The sequence below is a fragment of the Hymenobacter psychrophilus genome, from assembly GCF_900107135.1.
GTDB lineage: Bacteria > Bacteroidota > Bacteroidia > Cytophagales > Hymenobacteraceae > Hymenobacter > Hymenobacter psychrophilus.
Genome location: NZ_FNOV01000001.1, coordinates 368812 through 392976 on the forward strand (window position 1 = coordinate 368812; position 24165 = coordinate 392976).

Genomic DNA, 24165 nt, shown 5'->3' on the forward strand with positions numbered 1-24165 from the left:
TGGCTGGATTTTATCCGCCTTATTTGCACATAAACCAGTCTTTCATCTGCGACATGCTAATGTAGGGCTCGGCCATAAGCCAGCCCCAAAGTCACTTGGGCCAGTTGTGCTAGGTGAGAACTTACTCACCTAGCACAACTGGCCCGCATCAGCCCTGTGCAAATGGATTTTCCCGGAAAAATGCAGCTTGCCAAAATGTACTAAAACAGGGAATCGGGCCTATACCATCGGGCATAGGTGTGTCCGCTTCTTCACCGGTAGTTTCGGGCGTAGCTTGCGGCCCCAACTGTTCCCGTCCGAATATCGTGTCTGTGCTTCGCTTATTACTTTCTGCGGCAATGCTGTCGTCTGCTTTCCGCGTAGGCGCTCAAACGACCATCCGGGTAGCTGCCGTACCCACCGCCACGCCCACTACTGACCAGCTGTATTTGGCCGGCTCGCTCAACAATTGGGCGCCCGGTAGTCCGGCCCATGCGCTGGCCCGCCAGCCCGACGGCTCCTATGAACTCACGCTGCCTGCCTCCGTTACCGGGCCCGTCGAATTCAAGTTCACCCGCGGCTCCTGGGCCACCGTCGAAACTGATGCGAAGGGCCAGGACGTAGCCAACCGCCGCCAGACGCTAACCGGCGCGCCGGCTACGCTGAAGCTGACCGTAGCGGGCTGGAAGGACCTAAGCGGCTCGGCTCCGGTGCCCTGCCAGAGTACTGCGCTGCAGCCCAACGTGCGCATCATCAGCGAAAGCTTTGCTATGCCTCAGCTGGGCCGCACCCGTCGCGTCTGGGTGTACCTGCCCAACGACTACGCCACGGCGACGGCCCGGCGGTACCCCGTACTCTATATGCACGACGGCCAGAACGTGTTCGATGCCTGCACTAGCTTTTCGGGCGAGTGGAGCGTAGATGAAACCCTGAGCCAACTGCAGGCCCAGGGCCTCGACGCCACCGGCAGCATTGTGGTGGCCATCGATAATGGCGGATCCGAGCGGCTGAACGAGCTGTCGCCCTGGAATAACCCACCATACGGTGGGGGTCAGGGCGACCAGTACGTGGACTTTATGGTCCAGACGCTTAAACCCTACATCGACGCCAACTACCGCACCCTTACGGGCCGCGAGTTTACGGGCGTGGCCGGCAGCAGTATGGGGGGGCTGATTTCGACGTACGCCGCCCTGAAGTACCCGCTGGTATATGGCCGGGTGGGCGTTTTTTCGCCGGCTTTCTGGTTTGCCGAGCAACCCTTGTTTGCCTACTTGCGCCTGCACCCACCGCGGCCCGATACGCGCTTTTACTTCGTGGCCGGCGCCACCGAAAGCGCCACCATGGCCCCACTGATGCGGGCCATGCACGATTCGCTGGCCAAAACGGGCATGCCGGCCGCCAACCTGAGTTACCACTCGGTGCCCGATGGTCAGCACGCCGAATGGTTTTGGAAACGGGAGTTTGCGGCGGCCTACCAATGGCTGATCCAACCGGCTGTGGTAACCAGCAATACTAAACCGATGGCCGGGCTGGCGTTCAGCGCCTATCCTAACCCAACCCGCAACTGCCTCACGCTGCTGCTGCCCGCCGAAGTGCGGGGTAGTGCCCGGCTGGAAATTGTGGATGCCCGTGGCCGGCAGGTGCGGCGCGAAAAGATTCAGTCGGGGGCGGTGCTCGATGTGAGCAGCCTGCCGGCCGGGGTGTATCAGCTGCGCGTAACGGCTGGCGCGCTTGAGGGGCGGCAGGCGCTGGTGAAGGAGTAGCAGGATAGTTGCCAATGGGCAGTAAAAACAGCGTGCGGAGTGCAGCGAAAAGTCTTACGTGCAACGATAACGCCTGAAGCCAGGGCTACATTGGCACGCGAGATTCTTCGGTGCGCTCCGCATGACTGATTTGCTTGACGACTAAAAAAAACGAACTTTTTCTTGCGCAGAAGCTAACCGTGCGTAGCTTTGCGCCGTTCAACGCCCAACTTAACCCTTGGTGATGACCTGTCCGATGATGATGCAAGCTTGGTGGTGGCCCTACGGAAATTCCGGACGGGACAACCTGTGCGTGCGTTAGAATCGACCACTATTCTTCGTAACTGCTCCAGATGTAACCCGGCCGCCCGCCGGGTTTTTTTGTGCCCGGCGCTGGCCTTTCTCCTGCTCACCGCAACCAGCCCGCCCATGCAATCCTACGCCCTCACCACCCGTTTCCAGCGCGTTCTGGCCGATACCGTAACGCCGGTGGGCCTGTATCTGCGCCTGCGCGACCGGTACGACAACTGTCTGCTGCTCGAAAGCTCCGACTACCACGGCCAGCAGAACGCCTTCAGCTACCTCGCTTTCGACCCGCTGGCCCGCTTCGAGCTGCGGGGTACCGAGCTGACGCTACGCCTGCCCGGCGACGTGGTGGAAACCGAAACGCTGGCTTCGCCCCGCCAGGCGCTGGGGCGGCTTCAGGAGTTTGCTGCCGCTTTCCAGACCGAGGACACGGGCCACGACTTCATTACCGGGGGGCTGTTCGGTTACCTGGGCTACGAGGCGGTGCAGGCTTTCGAAGACCTCACGCTCAACCCCGAAAAGCAGCCCGCCGGCCCATTGCCCGACATGCTCTACGGCACTTACCGCCATGTTATTGCCATCAACCACTTCCGCAACGAGCTGTACGTGTTTGAACACACGCTGGCGGGCGAGGAAGTGGATGAGGCCAGCCTTACGCGGCTCATCAACCTGATTCGTAACCCGTCGCTGCCCGATTTCAAGTTTGCCATGGAAGGGCAGGAGCAGAGCAACCAGACCGACGAGCAGTTTCTGGCAGTGCTGGAACAGGGCCAGCAGCATTGCAAGCTGGGCGACGTGTTTCAGATTGTGCTGTCGCGGCGCTTCGAGCAGGGATTTTCGGGCGACGAGTTCAACGTATACCGGGCGTTGCGCTCCATCAACCCTTCGCCCTACCTGTTTTACTTTGACTACGGGGCGTTCAAGATTTTCGGCTCTTCGCCCGAGGCCCAGGTACGTATCCAGGGCCGCGATGCCAGCCTGTTCCCGATTGCCGGCACCTTCCGGCGCACCGGCAACGACATCCAAGACGCCGAACTGGCCCAGCAGCTGGCCGACGACCCCAAGGAAAACGCCGAGCATGTGATGCTGGTAGACCTAGCCCGCAACGACCTGGCCCGCCACGGCGACGCGGTAGAAGTGAAAACGTTCCGCGAAATCCAATTCTACTCGCACGTCATCCACCTGGTAAGCGAGGTGCGGGCCACGCTGACCAAGGGTACTAACTCCCTGCAAGTGGTGGCCGACACGTTTCCGGCGGGCACGCTTTCGGGGGCACCCAAGCACCGCGCCATGCAGCTGATTGATGCGCTCGAACCTACCGCCCGCGGCTACTACGGCGGCGCCATCGGCCATTTGGGCTTCAATGGCGACTTCAACCACGCCATCATGATTCGCTCGTTCCTGAGCACGGGCGGCCGCCTCTACTTCCAGGCCGGGGCCGGTGTAGTAGCGGCCTCCGACATCCACTCCGAGCTCCAGGAAGTGCACCATAAGCTCGCCGCCCTCCGCAAGGCGCTGCAGGAAGCGGAGCGCGTATAGCCCCGGCGGCGGCCCAGGGCTGAAGCCCTGGGCTACGGAGCCACTCCTTATAGACGTAACTCACTAGCCCAGGGCTTCAGCCCTGGGACCATCAGGCCAAACGGCCGAACCCAATGAACATCCTCGTTCTCGACAATTACGACTCCTTTACCTACAACTTGGTGCAGGTACTGCGCGAACTGGGCCACCGCGACAACGTGGCCGTGATTCGCAACGATAAGCTGACCCTCGACGACGTAGCGGCCTACGACGCGGTGCTGTTGTCGCCGGGGCCCGGCCTACCTTCCGAAGCGGGCCTGATGCCGGCAATTATCCGCCGCTACGCGCCTACCAAGCGTATTTTGGGGGTGTGCCTGGGCCATCAGGGGCTGGCTGAGAGCTTCGGCGGCGAGCTGTACAACCTGCCCCAGGTGCTGCACGGCCTCGCCACCGACGCCCACCTGACGGCCCCAGACCGGCTGTTTGACGAGCTGCCCGAAACCTTTAAAGTGGGCCGCTACCACTCCTGGAGCGTCCGGCCCGAAACCATGCCGTCCGAGCTGGAGGTGACGGCCGTGGACGAGAACGGGCAAGTGCTGGCCTTCCGTCACCGCCAGTACGACGTGCGCGGCGTGCAGTTCCACCCCGAATCCATCCTCACCGAGCACGGCCACCAGATGCTACGCAACTGGCTGAAGTGAAAACCCACTTGTCATCCTGCGCAGGTTGCTCGAAGCGCAACCTGCGCAGGATGACAGAGAAAAATATCTGCAAAATCCCATCATCAGCAACATCTGTGCTTCTGTGAAACAACTTCTCACCCAACTCTTCGACCAGCAGCTCCTCACGCACGCCGAGGCCCACGAGGCCATGCTGCGCATCGGGCAGGGCGAAGCCAATGCCGCCGAAATGGCGGCCTTTATGAGCGTGTACCGGATGCGGCCGATTTCGGTGCCCGAGCTGGCCGGCTTCCGCGACGCGCTACTAAGCTTGAGCCGCGACCCCGAGCTTGGAACCCGCGACACAATTGATATCGTGGGTACCGGCGGCGATGGGAAGGACACGCTCAACATCAGTACGCTGGCCTGTTTTGTGGTGGCTGGCGCGGGCTACCACGTCACCAAGCACGGTAATATCGGCGTATCGTCGGTGTGCGGCTCGTCGGATGTGTTGCGCGAGTTGGGGGTTGATCTGGCGGCTGATAACGACGGGCTGAAGCGGCAGTTGGAGCGGGCCGGCATCTGCTTTCTGCACGCGCCCTCGTTTCATCCGGCCATGCGCCACGCCGGGCCGGTGCGCCGCGAGTTGGGCGTGCGCACATTCTTCAATATTTTGGGGCCGCTCGTGAATCCGGCCCGGCCGAAGTTCCAGGTGGCCGGCACTTTCAGCCTGGAGTTGCTGCGCCTTTACCACTACCTGCTTCAGCAAACCGACACCCGCTACGCCGTGGTACACGCCCTCGACGGCTACGACGAGCTCTCGCTGACGGCGGCGGCCAAGCTGGCCACGCCCGAAGGCGAGCGGGTAGTATCGGCTGCCGACTTGGGCCTGAGTGCTACGCGCCCCGAGGAGCTGGCCGGCGGGAGCACCGCCGCCGAATCGGCCCGCCTGTTCGTAGAGGTGCTCGAAGGCCGCGCCACCCGCGCCCAGCGCGACGTGGTAACGGCCAACGCCGCGCTGGCCATCAGCTGCCGCGAACCAAACTTTGGCTTTGCCGAAGCCCTGGCGGCGGCCCGCGAATCCCTGGATTCGGGTAGGGCGAGACGGGCACTTAAGCTATTAGCGGAGAGCTGTTAGCTTTTTCGTTCTCGCTGCCCATAAAACAACTTCTTCCCAATCCACCTTTCTTCTGCTTTCTACTAACTGAAACAGAACGTTAAGCTAACGGCCAACGGCTGTCAGCTAATAACTCAAAAACCATGACCATTCTTGATAACATAATTGCCCATAAGCGCCGCGAAGTAGCCGACCGTCAGAGCTTGGTGCCGGTGAAGCTGCTGGAGCAGAGCCTGTATATGGAGGCCAAGCCGCTGAGTTTGCGCCGCTACCTGCTGCGCGACGATTTGAGCGGCATCATTGCCGAGTTCAAGCGGAAGTCGCCGAGCAAGGGCATCATCAACGCCCACGCGCCGGTCGAGCGCACCACGCTGGGCTATATGCAGGCCGGCGCATCGGCGCTGTCGGTGCTCACGGATACCGAGTTTTTCGGCGGCCGCAACGAGGACCTGACCACGGCCCGGCGCTATAATTTCTGCCCCATTCTGCGCAAAGATTTCGTGGTGGGCGAGTACCAGATTATTGAGGCTAAAAGCCTGGGGGCTGATGCTGTGTTGCTGATTGCGGCCGTGCTCAGCGGCGAGGAAGTGCTGCGCCTGGGCCGGCTGGCCCGTAGCCTGGGAATGGAGGTGCTGCTCGAAATCCATAGCGAGCAGGAGCTCACCGACACGCTACACCCCGACGCCGTGAGCCTGGTAGGCGTGAACAACCGCAACCTGCACGATTTCGCCGTGAGCCTCGACACCTCGGGCGAGCTGGCCCGCCAGATTCCGGACGAGTACGTGAAGGTGACCGAAAGCGGCCTGAACTCGGCTGCCGACATCCGGGCATTGCGCGAGGTCGGCTACCGGGGCTTTCTGATGGGGGAGGCCTTCATGCGCCACGCCCGTCCCGAGCAGGCCTGCGCTGCACTGGTGCAGCAGCTGTAACGATATGGTATCGTCGTCGGAACCTGGAGTTGTGAACTTCGCGGCTGCTACGGCGTTTGGCTTTCCAAACTCCCTCCGTATGTCAATTGCCCCTAATCTTCGCCTGAAAGTCTGCGGTCTGCGGCAGGCCGAAAATATTCAGGAAGTAGCGGGCCTGGAGCCCGATTTCCTGGGCTTTATTTTCTCCCCAAAATCGAAGCGTTTTGTGGGTGAGGAATTGCGGCCGGAGTTGGTACGGAGCTTACCAGCCGGCCTGCGCAAAGTAGGCGTGTTTGTCGATCAAAGCTCGGCCGAGATTATGCAGCAGGTGCGGCGCTACGGCCTCGATTTGGTACAGCTGCACGGCTCCGAACCGCCCACCCAGTGCGCCGCGCTCCGCGCCAACGACGTGGGCGTTATCAAGGCGTTTGCGGTGGCCGACGCCGTGGATTTCGCGGCCCTGGAGCCTTACGCACTGTTTTGTGACTATTTCTTGTTTGATGCGGCCGGGCCCCAGCCGGGCGGCAACGGCACTCGCTTCAACTGGGAACTGCTGCGTCGCTACCACTTGCCGGTACCCTACCTGCTGGCCGGCGGCATTGGCCCGGGCATGGCCGCCGAACTGGCCCAGCTACGGCTGCCGGGCCTCTACGGACTCGATGTGAATAGCGGCTTTGAAACCGCGCCCGGCCTGAAGGACGCCGCCAGGCTGCAGGTTTTTTTTGCCGAACTACAGGCCTGATTTCTGCCGGCCCGGCAGTTACGTAACAATCCACTGCCGCTCCTTACTTCTCCAACCAAAAACGCATGGATAAGCTAACCATTGCTCTCGACTGGACCGTTAACCCCAACCACTCGGGCTTTATTGTGGCCCAGGAGCAGGGCCTGTATGAGGCGGCCGGGCTGGCCGTTACAATCGGCACGCCCGATACGGACAACTATGCGCTGACCCCGGCCAAAAAAGTGGAGCTGGGTCAGGCCGATTTTGCCCTCTGCCCGCTGGAAAGCATCATCAGCTACCGCACCAAAGCCAAGCCCTTCGACGCGCTGGCCGTTGCGGCCTTGCTGACCGAAGACTTAAGTAGCATTGTGACGCTGCGCCGGGATGATATTCGTTCGCCCCGAGACCTCGCAGGCCGGACGTACGCCTCGTACCATGCCCGCTACGAAGACCAGATTGCGCAGCAGATGGTGCGTAACGACGGTGGTCAGGGCGAACTGGTCATCACATACCCGGAAAAGCTCAGTATCTGGAACACGCTGCTGACCGGCCAGGCCGATGCTACCTGGATTTTTGATAACTGGGAAGGCGTAGAAGCAGCACTGAGCGGTGTGGCCCTAAGCAGCTTCCGCTTGGCCGATTACGGTATTCCCTACGGCTACTCGCCGGTTATTATGGTTTCGGAAAAGCGGCTGCGCGAGCGTACCGAGGCCTACCGGAAGTTTCTGGAAGCCACTAAGCAAGGCTTCCTGTATGCCCAAGCCAACCCCGCCGAAACGGCGGCTTTGCTGGAAAAATGGGTGCCGCCGGCCAACCGCCAGCCCGAACTGCTATTACAAAGCCAGCGCTATACCAGCCCGTACTACGGCGCTGCGGCCACCTGGGGCAGAATGGCGCCTGCCAAGGTGCAGACCTACCTGAACTGGCTCTACGAACAGCAGCTGGAAACGCAGCAAGTTTCTTTAGCCGAAATCATATCCAACGAGTTATTGTAGCGACCGACTTGCCAAAGCAACGCCCGGCACCACCCCGATAGCGACTCCACCGCATGACTGCTTTCCATATGAAACCCACCTACCAGCAACCCACCGAGCGCGGCTACTACGGCCAGTTTGGCGGTGCCTTCATCCCCGAAATGCTCTACCCCAACGTGGAGGAGCTGCGCCAGCAATACCTGTCTATCATGGCCGAACCGGCTTTTCAGCAGGAGTACCAGCAGCTGCTGCGCGACTACGTGGGCCGGCCCACGCCGCTGTTTGAGGCCAAGCGGCTGTCGGCGCGCTACAACACCCGCGTGTTTCTCAAGCGTGAAGACCTCTGCCACACCGGCGCCCACAAGGTCAACAACACGGTGGGGCAGATTCTGCTGGCCCGGCGGTTGGGCAAAACCCGCATCATTGCCGAAACCGGCGCCGGCCAGCACGGCGTGGCCACGGCCACCGTATGCGCCCTGATGGGCATGGAGTGCATCGTATACATGGGCGAAGTGGATATGGAGCGCCAGAAGCCCAACGTATACCGCATGCGCCTATTGGGCGCTGAGGTGCGACCCGCCAGCAGCGGCAGCAAAACCCTGAAAGACGCCACCAACGAGGCCATCCGCGACTGGATTTCCAACCCCGTTGACACCCACTACATCATCGGTTCGGTAGTCGGTCCGCACCCGTACCCCGATTTGGTGGCGCGGCTGCAGGCGGTTATCAGCGAGGAAATGCGCAAGCAGTTGCTGGAAAAAACAGGCTCTGAGTTGCCGCAATACGTGGTAGCCTGCGTGGGCGGCGGCTCGAATGCGGCCGGCGCGTTTTACCATTTCCTGGAAGATGCGGAGGTGAAGCTGGTGGCCGTGGAAGCGGCCGGACACGGCGTAAATTCGGGCCATTCGGCGGCTACCTCGGTGCTGGGCAAGCCGGGCATCATTCACGGCGCGCGCACGCTGCTCATGCAGGATGAGGACGGCCAGATTACCGAGCCGTACTCGCTGAGCGCGGGCCTCGACTACCCCGGTATCGGGCCACTGCACGCCTTTCTGGCCGATGCCGGCCGGGCGCAGTTTATCAGCGTTACGGATGACGATGCGCTGAAAGCCGTGGTGGAGTGCAGCCGGCTCGAAGGCATTATTCCGGCCCTCGAAACGGCGCACGCGCTGTATGCCCTGGGCCAGCTCGGCGCCGGCCCCGACGATGTGGTGGTTGTGAACCTCTCGGGCCGCGGGGATAAGGACCTCGAAACGTACATTCAGCAGGACCTGATGTAATATTCTGTCATTCTGAGCATGTCGCTTGATGCGCGACATACTCGGGATGACAGCTCATATCCAACCCATGAACCGAATCCAACAAGCTTTCCAGCAGGATAAAAAACTGCTCAATATCTACTTTACGGCCGGCTACCCGCGCCTCGATGATACGGTGCCTATTCTCCGGGCGCTTGCCGAGGCGGGAGCCGACCTTATCGAAATCGGGATGCCGTTTTCCGATCCGCTGGCCGACGGCCCCGTCATTCAGGCCAGTAGCACGGTGGCCCTGCACAACGGCATGAATATGCGTGTGCTGTTCGGGCAGCTGACCGATATCCGCGCCACAGTGCCCGACACGCCGATTCTGCTCATGGGCTACCTCAACCCGGTAATGCAGTTCGGAGTCGAGAACTTCTGCCGTGAGGCCGCCGCCGCCGGCGTCGATGGCGTCATCCTGCCCGATCTGCCGCTCGACGACTACGTGGCCGAGTACCAGGACATCTTCCGTCGCCACAACCTGCGGCCGGTATTCCTCATCACGCCCCAAACCGCCCCCGAGCGCATCCGCCGCATCGACGAGCTGACCGAATCATTTCTCTACCTCGTGTCGGGCCCCGGCACCACGGGCAGCGGCGCGGTGCAGGCCGAAGGAGTACAGGATGCCTATTTCCAGCGAATTGAGGCCATGAAGCTGCGCAATCCGCGCCTAGTGGGTTTCGGTATTTCAGACAAAAAATCTTTCGACAATGCCTGCCAATACGCCGAAGGAGCCATTATCGGCTCGGCCCTGATTCGGACCCTGGAGGGTGCTGAGGACGCTCCGGCGGCGGCGGCTTCTTTCGTTTCTTCCGTTATCAAGTAGCTGTCATTGTTGCTTAAATCGCAGCACGCTCCGGATAACAGGTGTTTTTTCTTTCCCATCCAATGATTCTTCAACTCGACCCGCAGATTTCCGAGCAAAACCAGCAGGAAATTGAAGCCAAAATAAAGGCCCTCAACTACAAGGCCACGGAGGTAAAAACCCAGCGGGCCCACTACCTCGTGGCTATTGGCAAAGCTGAAATTGACCTCCGAAGCCTCGGCCAGCTGCCCGGTGTGCAGGACATCCACCGCGTATCCGACGACTACAAGCTGGTGAGCCGCAAGTGGCGCGTGCGCCCCACCGTGCTCGACCTCGGCGACGGGGTGCGCATCGGGGAGGGCACGCTCACGCTGGCCGCCGGCCCGTGCAGCATCGAGAGCGAGGCGCAGATGGAAAGCATTCTTCAGCACCTCGTGGACAACGGCGTGCGCATTATGCGCGGTGGCGTGTACAAGCCGCGTTCCTCGCCGTACTCGTTCCGGGGCCTGGGCATGGAGGGGCTGCGGCTGTTCCACCAGATGGCCCGCGCCCGCGGCATCAAAATCATCACCGAAGTAATGCAGGTGTCGCAGGTGGAAGAAATGCACGACTACGTGGACGTGTTTCAGGTGGGCGCCCGCAACACCCAGAACTTCAACCTACTCGATGCGCTGGGCGGGGTTGATAAGCCGGTGATGATCAAGCGCGGCATTTCGGGCACGCTGGAAGAGCTGCTCTCGTCGGCCGAGTACGTGTTTTCGGGCGGCAACGAGAAGCTGATTCTGTGCGAGCGGGGCATCCGGACCTTTGAAACGGCCTCGCGCAATACGCTGGATTTGAACGCGGTGCCGATTCTCAAGGAGAAAACCCATCTGCCCGTCATCGTCGACCCCTCGCACGGCATCGGCCTGCGCGAACATGTGGCCGCCATGGCCCTGGCCGGCGTCATGGCCGGGGCCGATGGTATCATCTACGAAACCCACGAAACGCCCGAAAAAGCCGCTTCCGACGGCGCCCAGACGCTCAACTTCGACGAGTCGGCCCGCCTGATCCGCAACCTGCGCCGCGTGTACGCCTTGCGGCAGGAGCTGGAGTAGAGCACTTGCACTGCCTAAATCCACAAAAAAAATATAAAGTAGCATCAGAAAAATATAGTTCTATATTTGCTGCACCATGTTCAACCTGACCGCCACGCGCTTTATGTCGATTACCGTCTGCAATCTGCAGTATGGTAGTGGGTGGCGTGGCCGGTGTAACAGGTAGGAAAAGTGAACATTCTCCTCCTCTGAACCTCAGTAAGGCCCGCTTCCGACAGGAAACGGGCCTTTTTTATGCTCACTGCCATGCTTCAGCAACACTACGACCAGTACTCGGCCCAGGACCATTTGGTGTGGAAAGTATTGTTTGACCGCCAGACTGCCCTGCTGCACAAGCGGGCCTGCGGGGCGTTCTGGCAGGGCCTGCGCGCGGCCGGCCTGCACCGCAATGCCCTGCCCGATTTTGGCCAGGTAAGCCAGCGCCTGCAGCACGCCACCGGCTGGCAGCTGGTACCGGTTGCCGGAATGCTGAACGATGCCGATTTCTACGGCATGCTGGCCCGGCGCCAATTCCCGGCCACGGTCTGGATCCGGAGCATGGCGCAGTTCGATTTCATCGAAGAGCCCGACCTGTTCCACGGCGTGTTCGGCCACGTACCGCTGCTGATGGACGCGGCCTTTGCCGACTTCCTGCAGTTCCTCGGCCACGTGGCTACGCTGCATTTGCCCGACGCGGCAGCCATGATGCGGCTGGAGCGGCTCTATGGCTTCGCGGTACAATTTGGGTTGGTGCACGAAAGTGGCGAAACCCGCCTGTTCGGGGCCGGACTGCTCTCGTCGTCGGGCGAAATCCACCATTATCTATCTGAGGCCGCCCCGCGCCAGCCCTTTGAGCTGGCCGCCGTGCTCGATACGCCCTACAGCGAGGCGCACCTGCAGGATGGCTACTTCGAGCTCAGCAGCTGGGAGCAGCTCACCGAAAGCGTAGCCGATTTGGCCGCCGTTCTGGCTGCTGCCCCTCAGCCGATGCTGGTGACGGAGTAGGTGGGCAGGATAAAATTCCGGCTTTTCGGCCGGCCCGTTTGCTGTTTAATTCTGGCGTGCTACATTTGCTCCCGATGACCCGCTTCACTTCCCGCTATTATGCTTATGCCTATTACGCCCCGCAAGGGAGCGGAGCGGCGGCGGCGTGCCGGAATCAGGAGTAGCAAATCCTCTTCCAACGTCTTGTCAGGCCTGCTTCCGCTTCGTGCGGGGGCAGGCCTTTTCTTTTTCCCTCTTTTTGTTTGCCAACGATGAACACGCTCCTCGAAACCGCCGCCGCCCAGCCCCTGCTCCGCCAGGAATACGCCAGCTACACAGCCGCCGACCAGCACGTGTGGCAGTTGCTTTTTGATAGGCAGATGGAACTGCTGCCCGGCCGCGCAGCCGATACGTTTCTGGAAGGCGTGCACCGCGTGGGCTTCACCCGCGAGGCCATCCCCGACTTCCGGGAGGTAAACCCGCGCCTATTGGCAATAACGGGCTGGGAACTGGTCGTGGTACCCGGCATCGTAGACGACACCGTGTTTTTTGGGCTGCTGGCCGAGCGCAGGTTTCCGGCCACTACCTGGCTCCGCACCCTGGCCCAGCTCGATTACCTGGAGGAGCCCGACATGTTCCACGACGTGTTCGGCCACGTGCCGTTGCTAACAAACCCCGGTTTCGCGGCGTTCCTGCAGGAGTTGGGCGCGGCGGCCGTGCGGCACAGCCAGGAGCCCGGCGCACTGGAAATGTTCACGCGGCTCTACTGGTTTACCGCCGAGTTCGGCCTGATTCAGCAGCCCGAGGGTTTGCGCATCTACGGGGCCGGCCTGCTCTCGTCGCACGGCGAGGTAAAGTTCAGCCTGGGTGAGCAGCCCACCCGCCTGCCGTTCAGCCTGCAAGGGGTGCTCGATACGCCTTTCGAGAAGGACAAATTCCAGGACCTCTACTTCGGGCTCGACAACATGCAGCAGTTGCCGGAAAGCCTGACGGCGTTAGGTGAGATGATTGAGATGAAATAGCGAGGTAGCGGGCTGACGTTCAATTGGCCCAATTGCGCCATTTACGCCGACAGGCTAAGTGAACGTCAACTCACTACCTCACTACCCACCACTCACCTAATAGCGCCAGCCCAGCCGGCGGTACACGAAGTGCAGGAGCCAGAGCGGGCCGATGAGCAGGAACTGCAGGTCTTTGAGGAATGATGGCTTTTTGCCCTCGACCTTGTGGCCCCAGAACTGCCCGATCCAGGCCAGTATGAACACAATAAGGCATACGGCCCAGAGCGGTAGCGCGGCCTGGGCCTGCACCAGCCGCAAGGCCAGCGCCATGGCCAGCCACACCAGCACCATGCCCATGGCCAGCCGCCCCGACAGCCGCACGTAGTAGCCCACGGCCAGCACCATTACCAGCGTAGCCCAGTTGATCCAGGGGCTAACGGCGCGCAAGCCCGCCGGCACCGGCACCGACCAAAGCAGCCCCAGGATGGCGAACATAATCAGCGGCACGCACACCCAATGCACCAGTTTGTTGGTCGGGTTCTGGTGGCTCTCGGCGTACTCGTCGAGTAGCCGTTGCACGGGCGAAGCGGTGGTATTCATCGGTTGCGGTGAAGGGTGAAAGTAGCAGGTAAAAGGTAACTATTCGTGCGCTTTCACGCTGATAAAGTATTGGTTTGTCTTCACGAAGCCCAAAGAAAAAGGCTGCCCCACCGGGGCAGCCTTTTTCTGGTAAATAAGGGTTGGGTGAAAGCTCGGCTTAACCGAAAAAACCGTGCTATTCCGCAGGCTACTTCAGCTTGAGGTGCGCCTTCAGGTAGGCGACGGAAGCGGCGTGGGCATCTTCGGCCATTGCCTTGCTGTACTTGGGGTTGGAAGGGTTGGCGAAGGCGTGGTCGGCGTCGTAGGCTTTTACGGTGAGGCCCTTTTTGGCCGCCTTCATGTTCTTTTCGAACTCGGTTACCACCTCCTGATTGATCCATTTGTCCTGCTTGGCGAAAACCATCAGCACGTCGGTATTCAGGGTTTTGAGCTTGGCCACATCCTTTTCGGGCATGCCGTAGTACATCACCGCGCCCACCGCCTGCTTGCCGGCCAGCAGGGCCGTTTGCAGGCTCCAGCCGCCGCCGAAGCACCAGCCGATGCTGGCTACCTGAGCGCGGGGCCCGGCGTGCAACAGCGCGCCTTTGATGATGGCCTCAGCCCGGGCGGTTTTCACGGCCTGCATGAGCTTGCCGGCTTCGTCGGCCGTGGCGGCTACTTGCCCGTCGTAGAGGTCGAGGGCAATGACGTTGGTGCCGGGCAGCTCCTTCGCGAAACGGGCGGCTTCCTGCTTGATGTAGTCGTTCAGGCCCCACCACTCGTGAATGACAAACAGGTACTTATCCGAACGGGTGTTACTCTTGATTTCGAAAGCCTTGCTCTTGCCGCCGTCGGTGGTCGTGAACTCAATCATCTCGCCGCCACCGGCGTAGCGGAAAGGAAGGGGTGCGTCGTGGCCGCCCGAGAAATCCTCGTTGGATGCCAGCATGGCGAAGGTTTCGGTGGCGTTAGGGCCGGCGGCCGGCTTGGCGCAGCAGCTCATCGAGGTTTGGGCCGAGGCCACGGAAACCACGCTTAGCAGCGCGGCGCACAGCGTCCAGAACTTTTTCATGGGAGAAATATGGGGGAGGAAAGATACCCCGGTCTTTTCCGTGTAGCTACACGAATAAGCCGGGGCTGCTTTAACCGAAAGCGCGGAAATTAGTTTCAGCCAATTGCTATTCAGCGCCGGTGTGGATGCTGGCTTTTAGCTCGGTAAGCAAAGCATAAAGCCCCACGTAGGTGCGGTTGAGGTAGATGAAGTGCTCGGAACCGCGCGGCTCGCGCTGCTCTCGCAGTTCGGGATCCTGCATCAGACCGTCGCCGAGGGCGTAGAGGGCCTGCATGTAGGTAGGGTCGCCGAAATCGAAAGTAGCTTGGCGGAAAGGGCGGCCCACCAGCTCCAGCGAGGCCTGCATGGTACGCACGTAGAACTCGCGGCGGGCAGGTGCGTCGCCGGTGTGCAGCACACCGCCCTCGGTGAGCAGCGCCGCTAATTTGGCCGGATCAGCCAGGGTTTCGGGGGCGAGCAGGGCTACGAACAGACGGTGCACGTCTTCGGGAATCTCTTTCACGCAGCCAAAATCGAGCACGCCCACGGTGCCACCGTCGTCGGGACGGAGCAGGAAGTTACCGGGGTGCGGATCGGCGTGCACGCGGCGCAGCTCGTTGAGCTGGAACATGTAGAAGTCCCAGAGCGCCTGGCCCAGCTGGTTGCGTACGGCCTGGCTGGGGTTGGTGAGCAGAAACTCGCGCAGGTGCTGGCCGGGCAGCCAGTCCATCGTCAGGATGCGGGCCGACGACAGCTCGGGGTAGTAGCGCGGGAACTGCAGGTGGGCCAGCCCGGCGCAGGCGGCGGCAATTTCCTGGCCCCGGCGTAGCTCCAGGGCGTAGTCGGTTTCCTCAATCAGGCGGGTTTCTACTTCCTGCATGTAGGGCCGTACAGTGGCTTCGTCGAGGCCGAGCACGCGCAACGCCACCGGCTTCACGAGCCGGATATCCGAGCGGATACTGTCGGCCACGCCGGGGTACTGCACCTTCACGGCCAGCTCCAAACCGTCCTTACGGGCGAAATGCACCTGCCCGATGCTGGCGGCCTGCCGGGCCTCCCGGTCGAACTCATCAAACACCTCGAAAGGCGACTTCCCGAAAGCGTCGCGGAAGGCCTTGACCACCAGTGGGCCCGAGAGGGGCGGGGTCTGGTACTGGGCCTGGGCAAACTGGTCGGCGTAGGCGGTGGGCAGCAGATTTTTCTCCATCGCCAGCATCTGGGCCACTTTCAGCACGGAGCCTTTCATCTCGCTGAGCGTGCCGTAGAGCTCGGCCGCGTTGGCGGCGTGCAAGTCGGCCATCGGGCTGTCGGCCCCTACGGCCCGCTTGGCGTAGTGCTTCACGTAGTTGGCCCCCACATGGAGGCCGGTTTTGGCAAACCGTGCCGCCCGCGCCACTTTAGTTGTCGGCAGCGAGGTAAGGGATTTAGGAGGGTTTTCGGGCATCAGGAAGGGCTATAAGGAATAAGGCAGTAGGGGCGGGGCTTGTCCCCGCCCGCCGTTAAACGGTCCGGATTTGAACCGTTCAACGGCGGGCGGGGACAAGCCCCGCCCCTACAGGCACCAGCTAAGCTTACCGCCGCCGACTGTGTAACAGGAAGCGCACGAAATCCACGGCCGAATCGAGGGTGTTGCGGCCCACGAGGTCGAAGCTGAGGGTAACGGCCTTCTCGATGGCGGCGTCGGTGCGCTCAAAGTCCACGGTGTCATCTTTGGCAAAGAAGCCGAGCACGAACAGCAGCTGCTGCCAGAAGAAGCGCGGGTAACCATCCTGAATAAGTTTGCGGCTGGCTACCTCGTCGGTGCGGCGACCTTCGCGCATGATATCGGTCACAAACTCCTCGAAATCCTGACGAAAATCGTCGAGCACGCGGGGCGTGAGGCCGGGCATGCGGTGCAGCGAGCGGCGCAGGCTTTGCAAAGCGTAGCTCCGGTTGCGCTTCAGAATCTCAATCAGGGTATAGTAGAACCCCAGCAGCTTCTCGCGGGCGCCATACTGCTCCCAAACGGGCTCCTTAGCGGCCGTAGCGCGGGCTTCCCGACCGAAATCGGCCCATATTTCGCGGTCGATGGCGTCGAAGTTGGCGTACACCCGGTAGAACTCCTGCTCGGGTAAACCCAGCTTCTGGGTGAGCTTGTACACCGATTGTGGTGGGGAGCCTTTCTTGAGTACGTAATCGAAGTATGCCTGCTTGATGCGGGCCTTGGGCGTGGCCGCTTCGGGCGCGGCAGTAATGGGCTGTTTCATATCGGGGGTATAACAAGGAGCAATACGGTAGGGTTTCGCACATTAACTCTCCGCCCGGTATGCGGTGCGCAAGGTGTCGATGGCCCGCTGCCGGGCGAATTTGTGGTCAACAATAGGAGCGGGGTAGGCGGCGGTGCCGTATTCGGGCACCCACTGCTTCACGTAGGCCAGGTCGGGGTCGTAGCTTTCGAGCTGGCTTTGGGGGCTGTAGACCCGGAACCAGGGTGCGGCCACCACGCCGGTGCCGGCCATCCATTGCCAGTTGCCCACGTTCTGGCTCATATCGTAGTCGAGTAGCTTATCGGCAAAGTACCCGTCGCCCCAGCGCCAGTCGATGAGCAGGTGTTTTACCAGGAAGCCGGCCGCCGTAATGCGGGCGCGGTTGGGCATGTAGCCAGTGGCGTTCAGCTCCCGCATGCCGGCATCGACGAGCGGGTAGCCGGTCTGGCCTGCGCACCAGGCCGCAAACTCGTCTTCGTTGTTGCGGTAGGGCACTTGGCGCAGGCGCGGGTCGAAGCTCTCGGTGGCCGTGCCGGGGTAATGCCAAAGCAGCATCATAAAATAGTCGCGCCACACCAACTCGGCCAGCAGCTTGGGGTTGAGCTCCCGGGCCTGGCGCATCAGCGCGCGCACACTCAGCGTACCGAAGCGCAGGTGCACCGAGCGGCGCGTGCTGCTGTTGACGAGTCCCGGCCGGTCGCGGGTTTTGTGGTAGTCGCGCACCAGGGCCTCGGTGGGTAGCTCGTTGGCCGGCACGAACTGCTCGCACCGCTCAAACCCCATATCGGCCAGCGTAGGTCGGGCCGGCGCATCGGGTAGGGCGCGCAGGTTTTCGGCCCTGAATAATTGGGCCGAAGGGTGCGGCTGCAAGTCCACATCCTGTACCTTTTCCAGCCAGGCTTTGCGGTAAGAACCGAATGTGCGCGCCGGCTTACCCGACTTACCCAGCAACTCGTTTTTGGCAAAAATTACCTGGTCCTTGAAAGCGTGAAACTCCGCTCCATGCTGCCGGGCCAGTGCCGTTATGGCTCCGTCGCGCTCGGCAGCGTAGGGCTCGTAGTCCTCGTTGGTGTAAATGGCAGCTACCTCATGCTGGCTCAGCAGCTGCTCAAAAACCTCCAGCGGCCGTCCGTAAAAGGCCAAAAAGCTACCCCCGGCGGCCTGGGTTTCCTGGCCCAGGCGCTCCACCTGGTCGTAAATGAACGTGACGCGGGCATCCCGCCGGGAGGGCAGCAAATCCAGGATTTCGCGGTCGTAGATAAACAGTGGCACCACCGGGTAGCCGCTTTGCAGGGCCGCTGTCAGGCCCGCGTTGTCGTGCACCCGCAGGTCGCGCCGGTGCCAGAAGAGAACGAATTTCATTGGGAGCTTAAAGGAAGTTCAACCAGCCAATCCGTTATTTCAGATTTCCCATTCCACCATCCACATTCATCACTTGGCCGGTAATGAAGGAGCTGTGGTCGGAAAGCAGAAAGGAAGACATATAAGCCAAATCCTGGGGCTGGCCGATGCGCTGGAGCGGGTGGCGCTTGGCCCCGGCTTCCTGCTTTTCGGGGGTGTTGAGCAACGCGGCGGCCAGCGGCGTGTCGGTAAGCGAGGGCGCCACGCAGTTCACGCGGATATTGCTGGCAGCATACTCGGCGGCCAAAGCGCGCGTCAGGCCTTCTACGGCCGCTTTAGCCGTGGCAATGCTGGCATGGAACGACATCCCCGTATCGGCTGCCACCGTGCTAAACAGCACCACGGAGGCACCGTTGGCCTTCTTCAGGCGCTTCATGCAGGCTTGCAACACCTGCACTGCGCCAAGCACGTTGAGCTGGAAATCGGCCTGGAAATCGGCCAGCGGAATCCGCTCGAAAGGTCGCAACTTGATGGAGCCGGGGCAGTAGACCACGCCATGGAGTACCTCGGGCAAGCCATCGAGAGCCGCGCCCAGCGGCTGCGTTACGTCGAGTTCTATAAAGGTGGTGTTAAGCTCGGCCAGTTCGGGCGACTCGTGGCGGGAGGCGGTGTAGAGGTGGGCGTTGAGCTTGCTTAGCAGCCGGGCCGTGGCCAGGCCAATGCCCGAGGAGGCTCCAATGAGGAGAATATTCTTGTCCGCGAATTCCATGCGTGGGAGGTTAGATGAAGTGTCCGGCCAGAGAACTAGGCCGCGCAGGGAAGGTTTTTGGCTGTAGCCCCTGAAGATGCGGCGAGACTATATGGTGGGTTATCTATATTATATAATTAAAAAGAGAAATAATTTTGTATTTTGATGCCACTCATGCGGAATAGTGGTTAAATCAAAATGCTGACTTGCATGTCACGGCCCTTATACCATTCATATGAAACGTTTTTCCGCTTCCCTGCTGCTACTACTAGTACTTCTGCTCAACCTGGCGGTGCCCAGCATGGCCCAGGAGTTGGTGGGCATCGTGGGCAACGTGATGACGCCCAACAACCAGGCTCTCGAAAAGGCGTCGGTGCTGGTGGTGTACGGGCCGACTCAGACTCGTACCACTACCGCCACCGACGAAGCCGGCAACTTCGCGTTCAAGGGTTTGGTGGTGGGCGGCCCGTACTCGGTACAGGTCAGCCAGACGGGTTTTCAGCCCCAGAAGATTGACAATATCTTTCTGCTGGCGGGCAAAACGGCTAACGGTACGTTTGTGCTCTTCCCCGAGGAAAAAGGCCCGAACCAAAGTCCGAACCGGGACTACCTGACTTATATCCAGCAGTGCCGCATCATTCCACCCGGCGAAGCGGCTACTGCCGCATTGCCGCCAACGGCCCCCACTGTACCAGCCGCCCGCTCGGGGGCCAAGCCCCTGCCCGTGGCTCCCCCGGTTGCCGCCCCGGTTGCCGCCCCGGCCGCTGCTCCGGCGGCCAACTATCCAGCTGCTACGCCACCGGCCGCGGCAGACCGCAATGTAGTGGCGGCCGGTGGGCGGACGCGTTACCAGCCGGGTAGTCGGCGGGCAAGCAGCATTGCGCCACCCCTCGTAGATGGGCACTACGACTTTAAGTCGGGCTACTATATCTACCACACGGGCGCGCCCACTACGCTGCGCCTGTCCAATGGGCAGCAGTTGCGCGGGGTAGGCAGCCAATCCACCGAAAGCCAGCTCCACCAGTTCCTCAACAACCCCCGCCAGCAGGTAGACACCGTAGACCGCACCCGCGGCTGGATCAGTTTCGATCGGGTGTTTTTTATGACTGGCCAGGCCACGCTCACGTCCGAATCGAGGAATCAGTTGAAAAATATTGCGCTGATGATGCAAAGCTATCCGCAGACCCGCCTCAGAATCGGGGGCTATACCGACAGCGTGGGCACCTATCAGATGAACCGCGAACTGAGCGAGGCCCGCGCCCGCACCGCCTGGACTGCGCTGGTAGAAATGGGCGTGAGCCCGTCGCGCCTCGAAGCCCGCGGCTATGGCCCCAATTATCCCATGGCCTCTAACCTGACGCCCGCGGGCCGCGCCATGAACCGCCGGCTGAGCTTGCGGGTAGTTAAGAAGTAGGGTCGGGAGGCGAAAAGCGTTGCCAGTCAATGAGGCAGGGAGTAATTGGTTGGCGGAAGCATCCCGGAAGCTGCACCAATATTTCGCTATTAGCAAAAATTCGCTGGCGTTATCGGCGTCGTTCCGTAGCTTGCGGCATCTTCTTCCGTCAACTTCTCCTGCCGAATGAATATCCGTCGATTACTGGTCGCCAACCGCGGCGAAATTGCCATCCGCGTGCTGCGGGCCGCCACCGAACTGGGCATCCGTACCGTGGCCATCTACACCTATGAAGACCGCTACTCGCTGCACCGCTACAAGGCCGACGAAGCCTACCAGGTAGGCCGCGACGACGACCCGCTCAAGCCCTACCTCGACATTGAGGGCATCATCCGCACAGCCAAGGAAAACCAGGTCGACGCCATTCACCCCGGCTACGGCTTCCTGAGCGAAAACGCCACGCTGGCCCGCCGCTGCCGCGAGGAGGGCATCATCTTCGTTGGGCCCCGGCCCGAGGTGATGGAGGCGCTGGGCGACAAAGTAGCCGCCAAACGCGTGGCTGTGCAGTGCGGCGTGCCCATCATCGAGAGCAGTGAAGCCGACCTGACCGACCTGGAAGTGGCGCTGGTGGAGGCCCACCGCATCGGCTATCCGGTTATGCTGAAAGCGGCCAGCGGCGGCGGTGGCCGCGGTATGCGCGTCATCCGCGACGATGAGGCGCTGGAGCGCGGCTTCTTTGAGGCCCGTAATGAGGCCCTGAAGGCGTTTGGTGACGATACCGTGTTTCTGGAGCGATTCGTGGAGAACCCCAAGCACATTGAGGTGCAGCTGGTAGCCGACAACTACGGCGGCCTCACGCACCTTTACGAGCGCGACTGCTCGGTGCAGCGCCGCTACCAGAAAGTGGTGGAAGTAGCCCCGTCGCTGCACCTGACGCCCGAAATGCGCGAGCAGCTCTATGAGTACGCCCTGCGCCTCGGCCGGGCCGTGAGCTACAACAACGTGGGTACCGTCGAGTTTCTGGTCAACCCCGAGCTCAACCGCATCTACTTCATCGAGGTGAACCCGCGCATCCAGGTCGAGCATACCGTCACGGAGATGATTACGGGCATCGACCTGATTAAAACCCAACTCCACGTGGCGGCCGGCTACCGGCTCACCGACCCCGAAATCAACCTCGGGCCCGATGTGGTGCCGATGAAAAACGGCTATGCCATTCAGTGCCGCATCACCACCGAAAACCCCGAGCAGGATTTCAAGCCCGATTACGGCACCATCACGGCCTACCGCTCGGCGGGTGGCTTCGGCATCCGCCTCGATCAGGGCTCGGTGTACAGCGGCGTGCGGGTGTCGCCGTTCTTCGATTCGCTGCTCGTCAAGGTGTCGACCCAGGCGCCCACCTTGGCCGATGCGGCCCAGAAGATGGCCCGCACGCTCGACGAGTTCCGGATTCGCGGGGTGAGCACCAACATCCAGTTTCTGCAGAACATCATTGCCCACCCGGTTTTCATGGCCGGCGAGGCCACGGTGGACTTTATCAAGGACCACCCCGAACTGTTCCGCTTTCAGCAGCGCCGCGACCGGGCCACCCGCATGCTACGCTTTCTGGGCGACGTAATTGTGAACGGCCACCCCGACGTGGCCGGTAACCTCGACCCCAAAAAGGAGCTGCGCAAGCCCCGCCTGCCCGAATCGGACCTCACGGGCCCGCCACCGGCCGGCACCAAGCAGAAACTGACGGAGCTGGGGCCCGAGGGTTTCTCCAAGTGGCTGCGCGCCGACCCGCAAATCCACTACACCGACACCACGCTGCGCGACGCCCACCAGAGTTTGCTGGCCACCCGCATGCGCACCTTCGACATGCTGAAGGTGGCCGGCCGCTACGCCCACGAGCACCCGCAAACCTTCTCGCTGGAATGCTGGGGCGGGGCCACGTTTGACGTGGCGCTGCGCTTTCTGCACGAAGACCCCTGGGAGCGGCTGGCTAAACTACGGGCTGCCGTGCCCAATATTCTGCTGCAGATGCTGATTCGCGGGGCCAACGGCGTGGGCTACAAGGCCTACCCCGACAACCTGACCGGGCGGTTTGTGCAGCAGGCCGCCGAAACAGGTATCGATGTGTTCCGCATTTTCGACTCGCTGAACTGGATGCCGGGCATGGAAGCCTGCATTGGCTTCGTGCGCACCAAAACCGACCGGCTCGCTGAGGCCAGCATCTGCTACACCGGCGACCTGCTCGACGTGAGCCGCCATCAGAAATACAACCTGGATTACTACCTGCGGCTGGCCCGTCAGATTGAGGATGCCGGGGCGCACATCCTCTGCATCAAGGACATGGCCGGCTTGCTGAAGCCCTACGCGGCCCAGGAGCTGATTACGGCCCTACGAGAAACGGTCAGCCTGCCCATTCACCTGCACACCCACGACACGAGCAGCCTGCAGCCCGCCACCTACCTGAAGGCGGTAGAGGCCGGCGTGAACGTGATTGACGTAGCCCTGGGCTCGTTGTCGGGCCTCACGTCGCAACCCAACTTCAACTCGGTGGTGGAGATGCTGCGCGGCCAGCCCCGGCACCGCGAGTTCAACCAGAAGTCGCTCAACGAGTTTTCGACTTACTGGGAAACCGTGCGCGAGTACTACTACCCGTTCGAGTCGGGCCTGAAGGCGGGCACGTCGGAGGTGTTCCAGCACGAAATTCCGGGCGGGCAGTACTCCAACCTGCGCCCCCAGGCGGCGGCCCTGGGCTTGCTCGACAAGTTCGAAACCGTGAAAACGACCTTCGCCGACGTTAACCAATTGTTCGGCGACATCGTGAAAGTGACGCCCTCCTCGAAAGTAGTGGGCGACATGGCGCTGTTCCTGGTGTCGAATGACCTGACCACCGCCGACGTGCTGGAGAAGGGTGACACGCTCAACTTCCCCGAATCGGTGCGCCAACTGTTTAGGGGCGACATCGGCCAGCCCGAGGGCGGCTGGCCCCAGGATGTGCAGGCCGTAGTGCTGAAAGGGGAGGAGCCCTTCACCGACCGGCCCAACGAGCACCTGGCCCCGATTGATTTCGAGCAGGAGCAGGCCAATTTCAAGGAAAAGTTCGAGGCCGAAGGTAAGTTCACCGATGTGCTCTCGTGGCTGCTATACCCCAAGGTGTTCGAGCAGTACTGGGACTTCCGCCAGCAGTACGGCGACGTGTCGGTGGTGCCGACGCCGGTGTTCTACTACGGCCTGCAGCCGGGCGCCGAAACGCTCATCGAAATTGCCCGTGGCAAGAGCATTATCGTGGGCCTGCAGAGCATCGGGCCGGTGGATGAGGATGGTAACCGCACGCTGTTCTTCACCCTCAACGGCCAGACCCGCAACCTCAAAATCCGCGACCACTCGGTGGAGGTGAAGCGCATTATGAACACTAAAGCCGACAAGATGAACCCCCGCCAGTTGGGTGCGCCCTTGCAGGGTTTGCTGAGCCGGGTGCTGGTGAAAAGCGGCGAGCAGGTGCGCAAAAACACGCCCCTGTTCATCATCGAAGCCATGAAGATGGAAACCACCATTACCGCCCCCGACGATACCACCGTGCAGGCCGTGAACCTGGCCGAAGGCACGTTGGTAAACGCTGACGACCTGGTGCTGACGCTGGGCTAGCCTGGCCCTACCGGAATAAGTGCCGCCACCCGGTTGCCAACTGATTGTTTCGCCACGGCGAAACAATCAGTTGGCAACCGGGT

Annotated in this window: 20 protein-coding genes; 14 read left to right on the top strand and 6 right to left on the bottom strand. The window is 61.5% G+C overall.

Going from position 1 to position 24165, the window contains the following annotated elements:
• Positions 1 to 338: 338 nt before the first annotated feature.
• The 12 genes from BLW21_RS01495 to phhA all read left to right on the top strand — a co-directional run bounded on the left by BLW21_RS01495 (position 339) and on the right by phhA (position 13109).
• Positions 339 to 1742 (top strand): alpha/beta hydrolase-fold protein, encoded by a 1404-nt coding sequence (locus BLW21_RS01495; RefSeq protein ID WP_092737145.1) that lies wholly within the window; start codon positions 339 to 341, stop codon positions 1740 to 1742.
• A gap of 408 nt (positions 1743 to 2150) precedes the next feature.
• A complete protein-coding gene (locus BLW21_RS01500; protein ID WP_092737572.1) occupies positions 2151 to 3566 on the top strand; it encodes an anthranilate synthase component I family protein in 1416 nt (471 codons plus the stop codon).
• Between the two features lie 113 nt (positions 3567 to 3679).
• Complete coding sequence (locus BLW21_RS01505; RefSeq protein WP_092737147.1) at positions 3680 to 4246, top strand: anthranilate synthase component II; 567 nt, start codon at positions 3680 to 3682, stop codon at positions 4244 to 4246.
• 103 nt (positions 4247 to 4349) lie between these two features.
• Complete coding sequence (gene trpD / locus BLW21_RS01510; RefSeq protein ID WP_092737149.1) at positions 4350 to 5342, top strand: anthranilate phosphoribosyltransferase; 993 nt, start codon at positions 4350 to 4352, stop codon at positions 5340 to 5342.
• Between the two features lie 122 nt (positions 5343 to 5464).
• A complete protein-coding gene (trpC, locus tag BLW21_RS01515) occupies positions 5465 to 6250 on the top strand; it encodes an indole-3-glycerol phosphate synthase TrpC (RefSeq protein WP_092737151.1) in 786 nt (261 codons plus the stop codon).
• 79 nt (positions 6251 to 6329) lie between these two features.
• Positions 6330 to 6971, top strand: a complete 642-nt coding sequence (locus BLW21_RS01520; protein WP_092737153.1) for a phosphoribosylanthranilate isomerase — start codon at positions 6330 to 6332, stop codon at positions 6969 to 6971.
• A gap of 65 nt (positions 6972 to 7036) precedes the next feature.
• Entirely contained in the window at positions 7037 to 7945 is a 909-nt protein-coding gene (locus BLW21_RS01525) for an ABC transporter substrate-binding protein (RefSeq protein WP_092737155.1), read from the top strand.
• 68 nt (positions 7946 to 8013) lie between these two features.
• Positions 8014 to 9204 (top strand): tryptophan synthase subunit beta, encoded by a 1191-nt coding sequence (trpB, locus tag BLW21_RS01530; RefSeq protein ID WP_092737157.1) that lies wholly within the window; start codon positions 8014 to 8016, stop codon positions 9202 to 9204.
• Positions 9205 to 9271: 67 nt separating this feature from the next.
• Entirely contained in the window at positions 9272 to 10048 is a 777-nt protein-coding gene (trpA, locus tag BLW21_RS01535) for a tryptophan synthase subunit alpha (protein WP_092737160.1), read from the top strand.
• Between the two features lie 62 nt (positions 10049 to 10110).
• A complete protein-coding gene (aroF, locus tag BLW21_RS01540) occupies positions 10111 to 11124 on the top strand; it encodes a 3-deoxy-7-phosphoheptulonate synthase (RefSeq protein WP_092737162.1) in 1014 nt (337 codons plus the stop codon).
• A 246-nt stretch (positions 11125 to 11370) separates the two neighbouring features.
• A complete protein-coding gene (locus BLW21_RS01545) occupies positions 11371 to 12108 on the top strand; it encodes a phenylalanine-4-hydroxylase (RefSeq protein WP_245711777.1) in 738 nt (245 codons plus the stop codon).
• Positions 12109 to 12359: 251 nt separating this feature from the next.
• Positions 12360 to 13109: a phenylalanine 4-monooxygenase gene (phhA, locus tag BLW21_RS01550; protein WP_092737166.1), complete on the top strand. Its 750-nt coding sequence runs from the start codon at positions 12360 to 12362 to the stop codon at positions 13107 to 13109.
• A gap of 96 nt (positions 13110 to 13205) precedes the next feature.
• Here the strand turns inward: phhA and BLW21_RS01555 are convergent, their stop codons facing one another.
• From BLW21_RS01555 to BLW21_RS01580, 6 genes are all read right to left on the bottom strand, one after another.
• Complete coding sequence (locus tag BLW21_RS01555; protein ID WP_092737168.1) at positions 13206 to 13688, bottom strand: Mpo1 family 2-hydroxy fatty acid dioxygenase; 483 nt, start codon at positions 13686 to 13688, stop codon at positions 13206 to 13208.
• Positions 13689 to 13875: 187 nt separating this feature from the next.
• Positions 13876 to 14739 (bottom strand): dienelactone hydrolase family protein, encoded by an 864-nt coding sequence (locus BLW21_RS01560; protein WP_092737170.1) that lies wholly within the window; start codon positions 14737 to 14739, stop codon positions 13876 to 13878.
• A 106-nt stretch (positions 14740 to 14845) separates the two neighbouring features.
• Positions 14846 to 16162, bottom strand: a complete 1317-nt coding sequence (locus BLW21_RS01565; RefSeq protein WP_092737172.1) for an ABC1 kinase family protein — start codon at positions 16160 to 16162, stop codon at positions 14846 to 14848.
• A gap of 127 nt (positions 16163 to 16289) precedes the next feature.
• Positions 16290 to 16964 carry a TetR family transcriptional regulator C-terminal domain-containing protein gene (locus tag BLW21_RS01570; protein WP_092737174.1) on the bottom strand — a complete coding sequence of 225 codons (675 nt, stop codon included), beginning with the start codon at positions 16962 to 16964 and terminating at the stop codon, positions 16290 to 16292.
• Positions 16965 to 17006: 42 nt separating this feature from the next.
• Positions 17007 to 18326 (bottom strand): cryptochrome/photolyase family protein, encoded by a 1320-nt coding sequence (locus BLW21_RS01575; RefSeq protein ID WP_092737176.1) that lies wholly within the window; start codon positions 18324 to 18326, stop codon positions 17007 to 17009.
• Positions 18327 to 18360: 34 nt separating this feature from the next.
• Positions 18361 to 19074 carry an SDR family NAD(P)-dependent oxidoreductase gene (locus BLW21_RS01580; RefSeq protein ID WP_092737178.1) on the bottom strand — a complete coding sequence of 238 codons (714 nt, stop codon included), beginning with the start codon at positions 19072 to 19074 and terminating at the stop codon, positions 18361 to 18363.
• Positions 19075 to 19288: 214 nt separating this feature from the next.
• Here BLW21_RS01580 and BLW21_RS01585 point away from each other — a divergent pair, with 214 nt between their 5' ends.
• Both BLW21_RS01585 and BLW21_RS01590 read left to right on the top strand, forming a co-directional pair.
• The gene (locus BLW21_RS01585) at positions 19289 to 20467 is read left to right on the top strand and encodes an OmpA family protein (protein WP_092737180.1); all 1179 of its coding nucleotides are present in this window, start codon (positions 19289 to 19291) and stop codon (positions 20465 to 20467) included.
• A 165-nt stretch (positions 20468 to 20632) separates the two neighbouring features.
• Positions 20633 to 24082, top strand: a complete 3450-nt coding sequence (locus BLW21_RS01590; RefSeq protein ID WP_092737182.1) for a pyruvate carboxylase — start codon at positions 20633 to 20635, stop codon at positions 24080 to 24082.
• Positions 24083 to 24165 lie beyond the last annotated feature (83 nt).

Bases quoted from the DNA above. Each gene is read 5' to 3' on its own strand.
- BLW21_RS01560 (WP_092737170.1), bottom strand. From the start codon at position 14,739: ATGAAAAAGTTCTGGACGCTGTGCGCCGCGCTGCTAAGCGTGGTTTCC.
- BLW21_RS01525 (WP_092737155.1), top strand. From the start codon at position 7,037: ATGGATAAGCTAACCATTGCTCTCGACTGGACCGTTAACCCCAACCAC.
- BLW21_RS01585 (WP_092737180.1), top strand. From the start codon at position 19,289: ATGAAACGTTTTTCCGCTTCCCTGCTGCTACTACTAGTACTTCTGCTC.
- trpC (WP_092737151.1), top strand. From the start codon at position 5,465: ATGACCATTCTTGATAACATAATTGCCCATAAGCGCCGCGAAGTAGCC.
- BLW21_RS01520 (WP_092737153.1), top strand. From the start codon at position 6,330: ATGTCAATTGCCCCTAATCTTCGCCTGAAAGTCTGCGGTCTGCGGCAG.
- BLW21_RS01500 (WP_092737572.1), top strand. From the start codon at position 2,151: ATGCAATCCTACGCCCTCACCACCCGTTTCCAGCGCGTTCTGGCCGAT.
- BLW21_RS01505 (WP_092737147.1), top strand. From the start codon at position 3,680: ATGAACATCCTCGTTCTCGACAATTACGACTCCTTTACCTACAACTTG.
- BLW21_RS01575 (WP_092737176.1), bottom strand. From the start codon at position 18,326: ATGAAATTCGTTCTCTTCTGGCACCGGCGCGACCTGCGGGTGCACGAC.
- BLW21_RS01545 (WP_245711777.1), top strand. From the start codon at position 11,371: ATGCTTCAGCAACACTACGACCAGTACTCGGCCCAGGACCATTTGGTG.
- phhA (WP_092737166.1), top strand. From the start codon at position 12,360: ATGAACACGCTCCTCGAAACCGCCGCCGCCCAGCCCCTGCTCCGCCAG.
- BLW21_RS01495 (WP_092737145.1), top strand. From the start codon at position 339: ATGCTGTCGTCTGCTTTCCGCGTAGGCGCTCAAACGACCATCCGGGTA.
- BLW21_RS01565 (WP_092737172.1), bottom strand. From the start codon at position 16,162: ATGCCCGAAAACCCTCCTAAATCCCTTACCTCGCTGCCGACAACTAAA.
- BLW21_RS01580 (WP_092737178.1), bottom strand. From the start codon at position 19,074: ATGGAATTCGCGGACAAGAATATTCTCCTCATTGGAGCCTCCTCGGGC.
- trpA (WP_092737160.1), top strand. From the start codon at position 9,272: ATGAACCGAATCCAACAAGCTTTCCAGCAGGATAAAAAACTGCTCAAT.
- BLW21_RS01555 (WP_092737168.1), bottom strand. From the start codon at position 13,688: ATGAATACCACCGCTTCGCCCGTGCAACGGCTACTCGACGAGTACGCC.
- aroF (WP_092737162.1), top strand. From the start codon at position 10,111: ATGATTCTTCAACTCGACCCGCAGATTTCCGAGCAAAACCAGCAGGAA.
- BLW21_RS01590 (WP_092737182.1), top strand. From the start codon at position 20,633: ATGAATATCCGTCGATTACTGGTCGCCAACCGCGGCGAAATTGCCATC.
- BLW21_RS01570 (WP_092737174.1), bottom strand. From the start codon at position 16,964: ATGAAACAGCCCATTACTGCCGCGCCCGAAGCGGCCACGCCCAAGGCC.
- trpB (WP_092737157.1), top strand. From the start codon at position 8,014: ATGAAACCCACCTACCAGCAACCCACCGAGCGCGGCTACTACGGCCAG.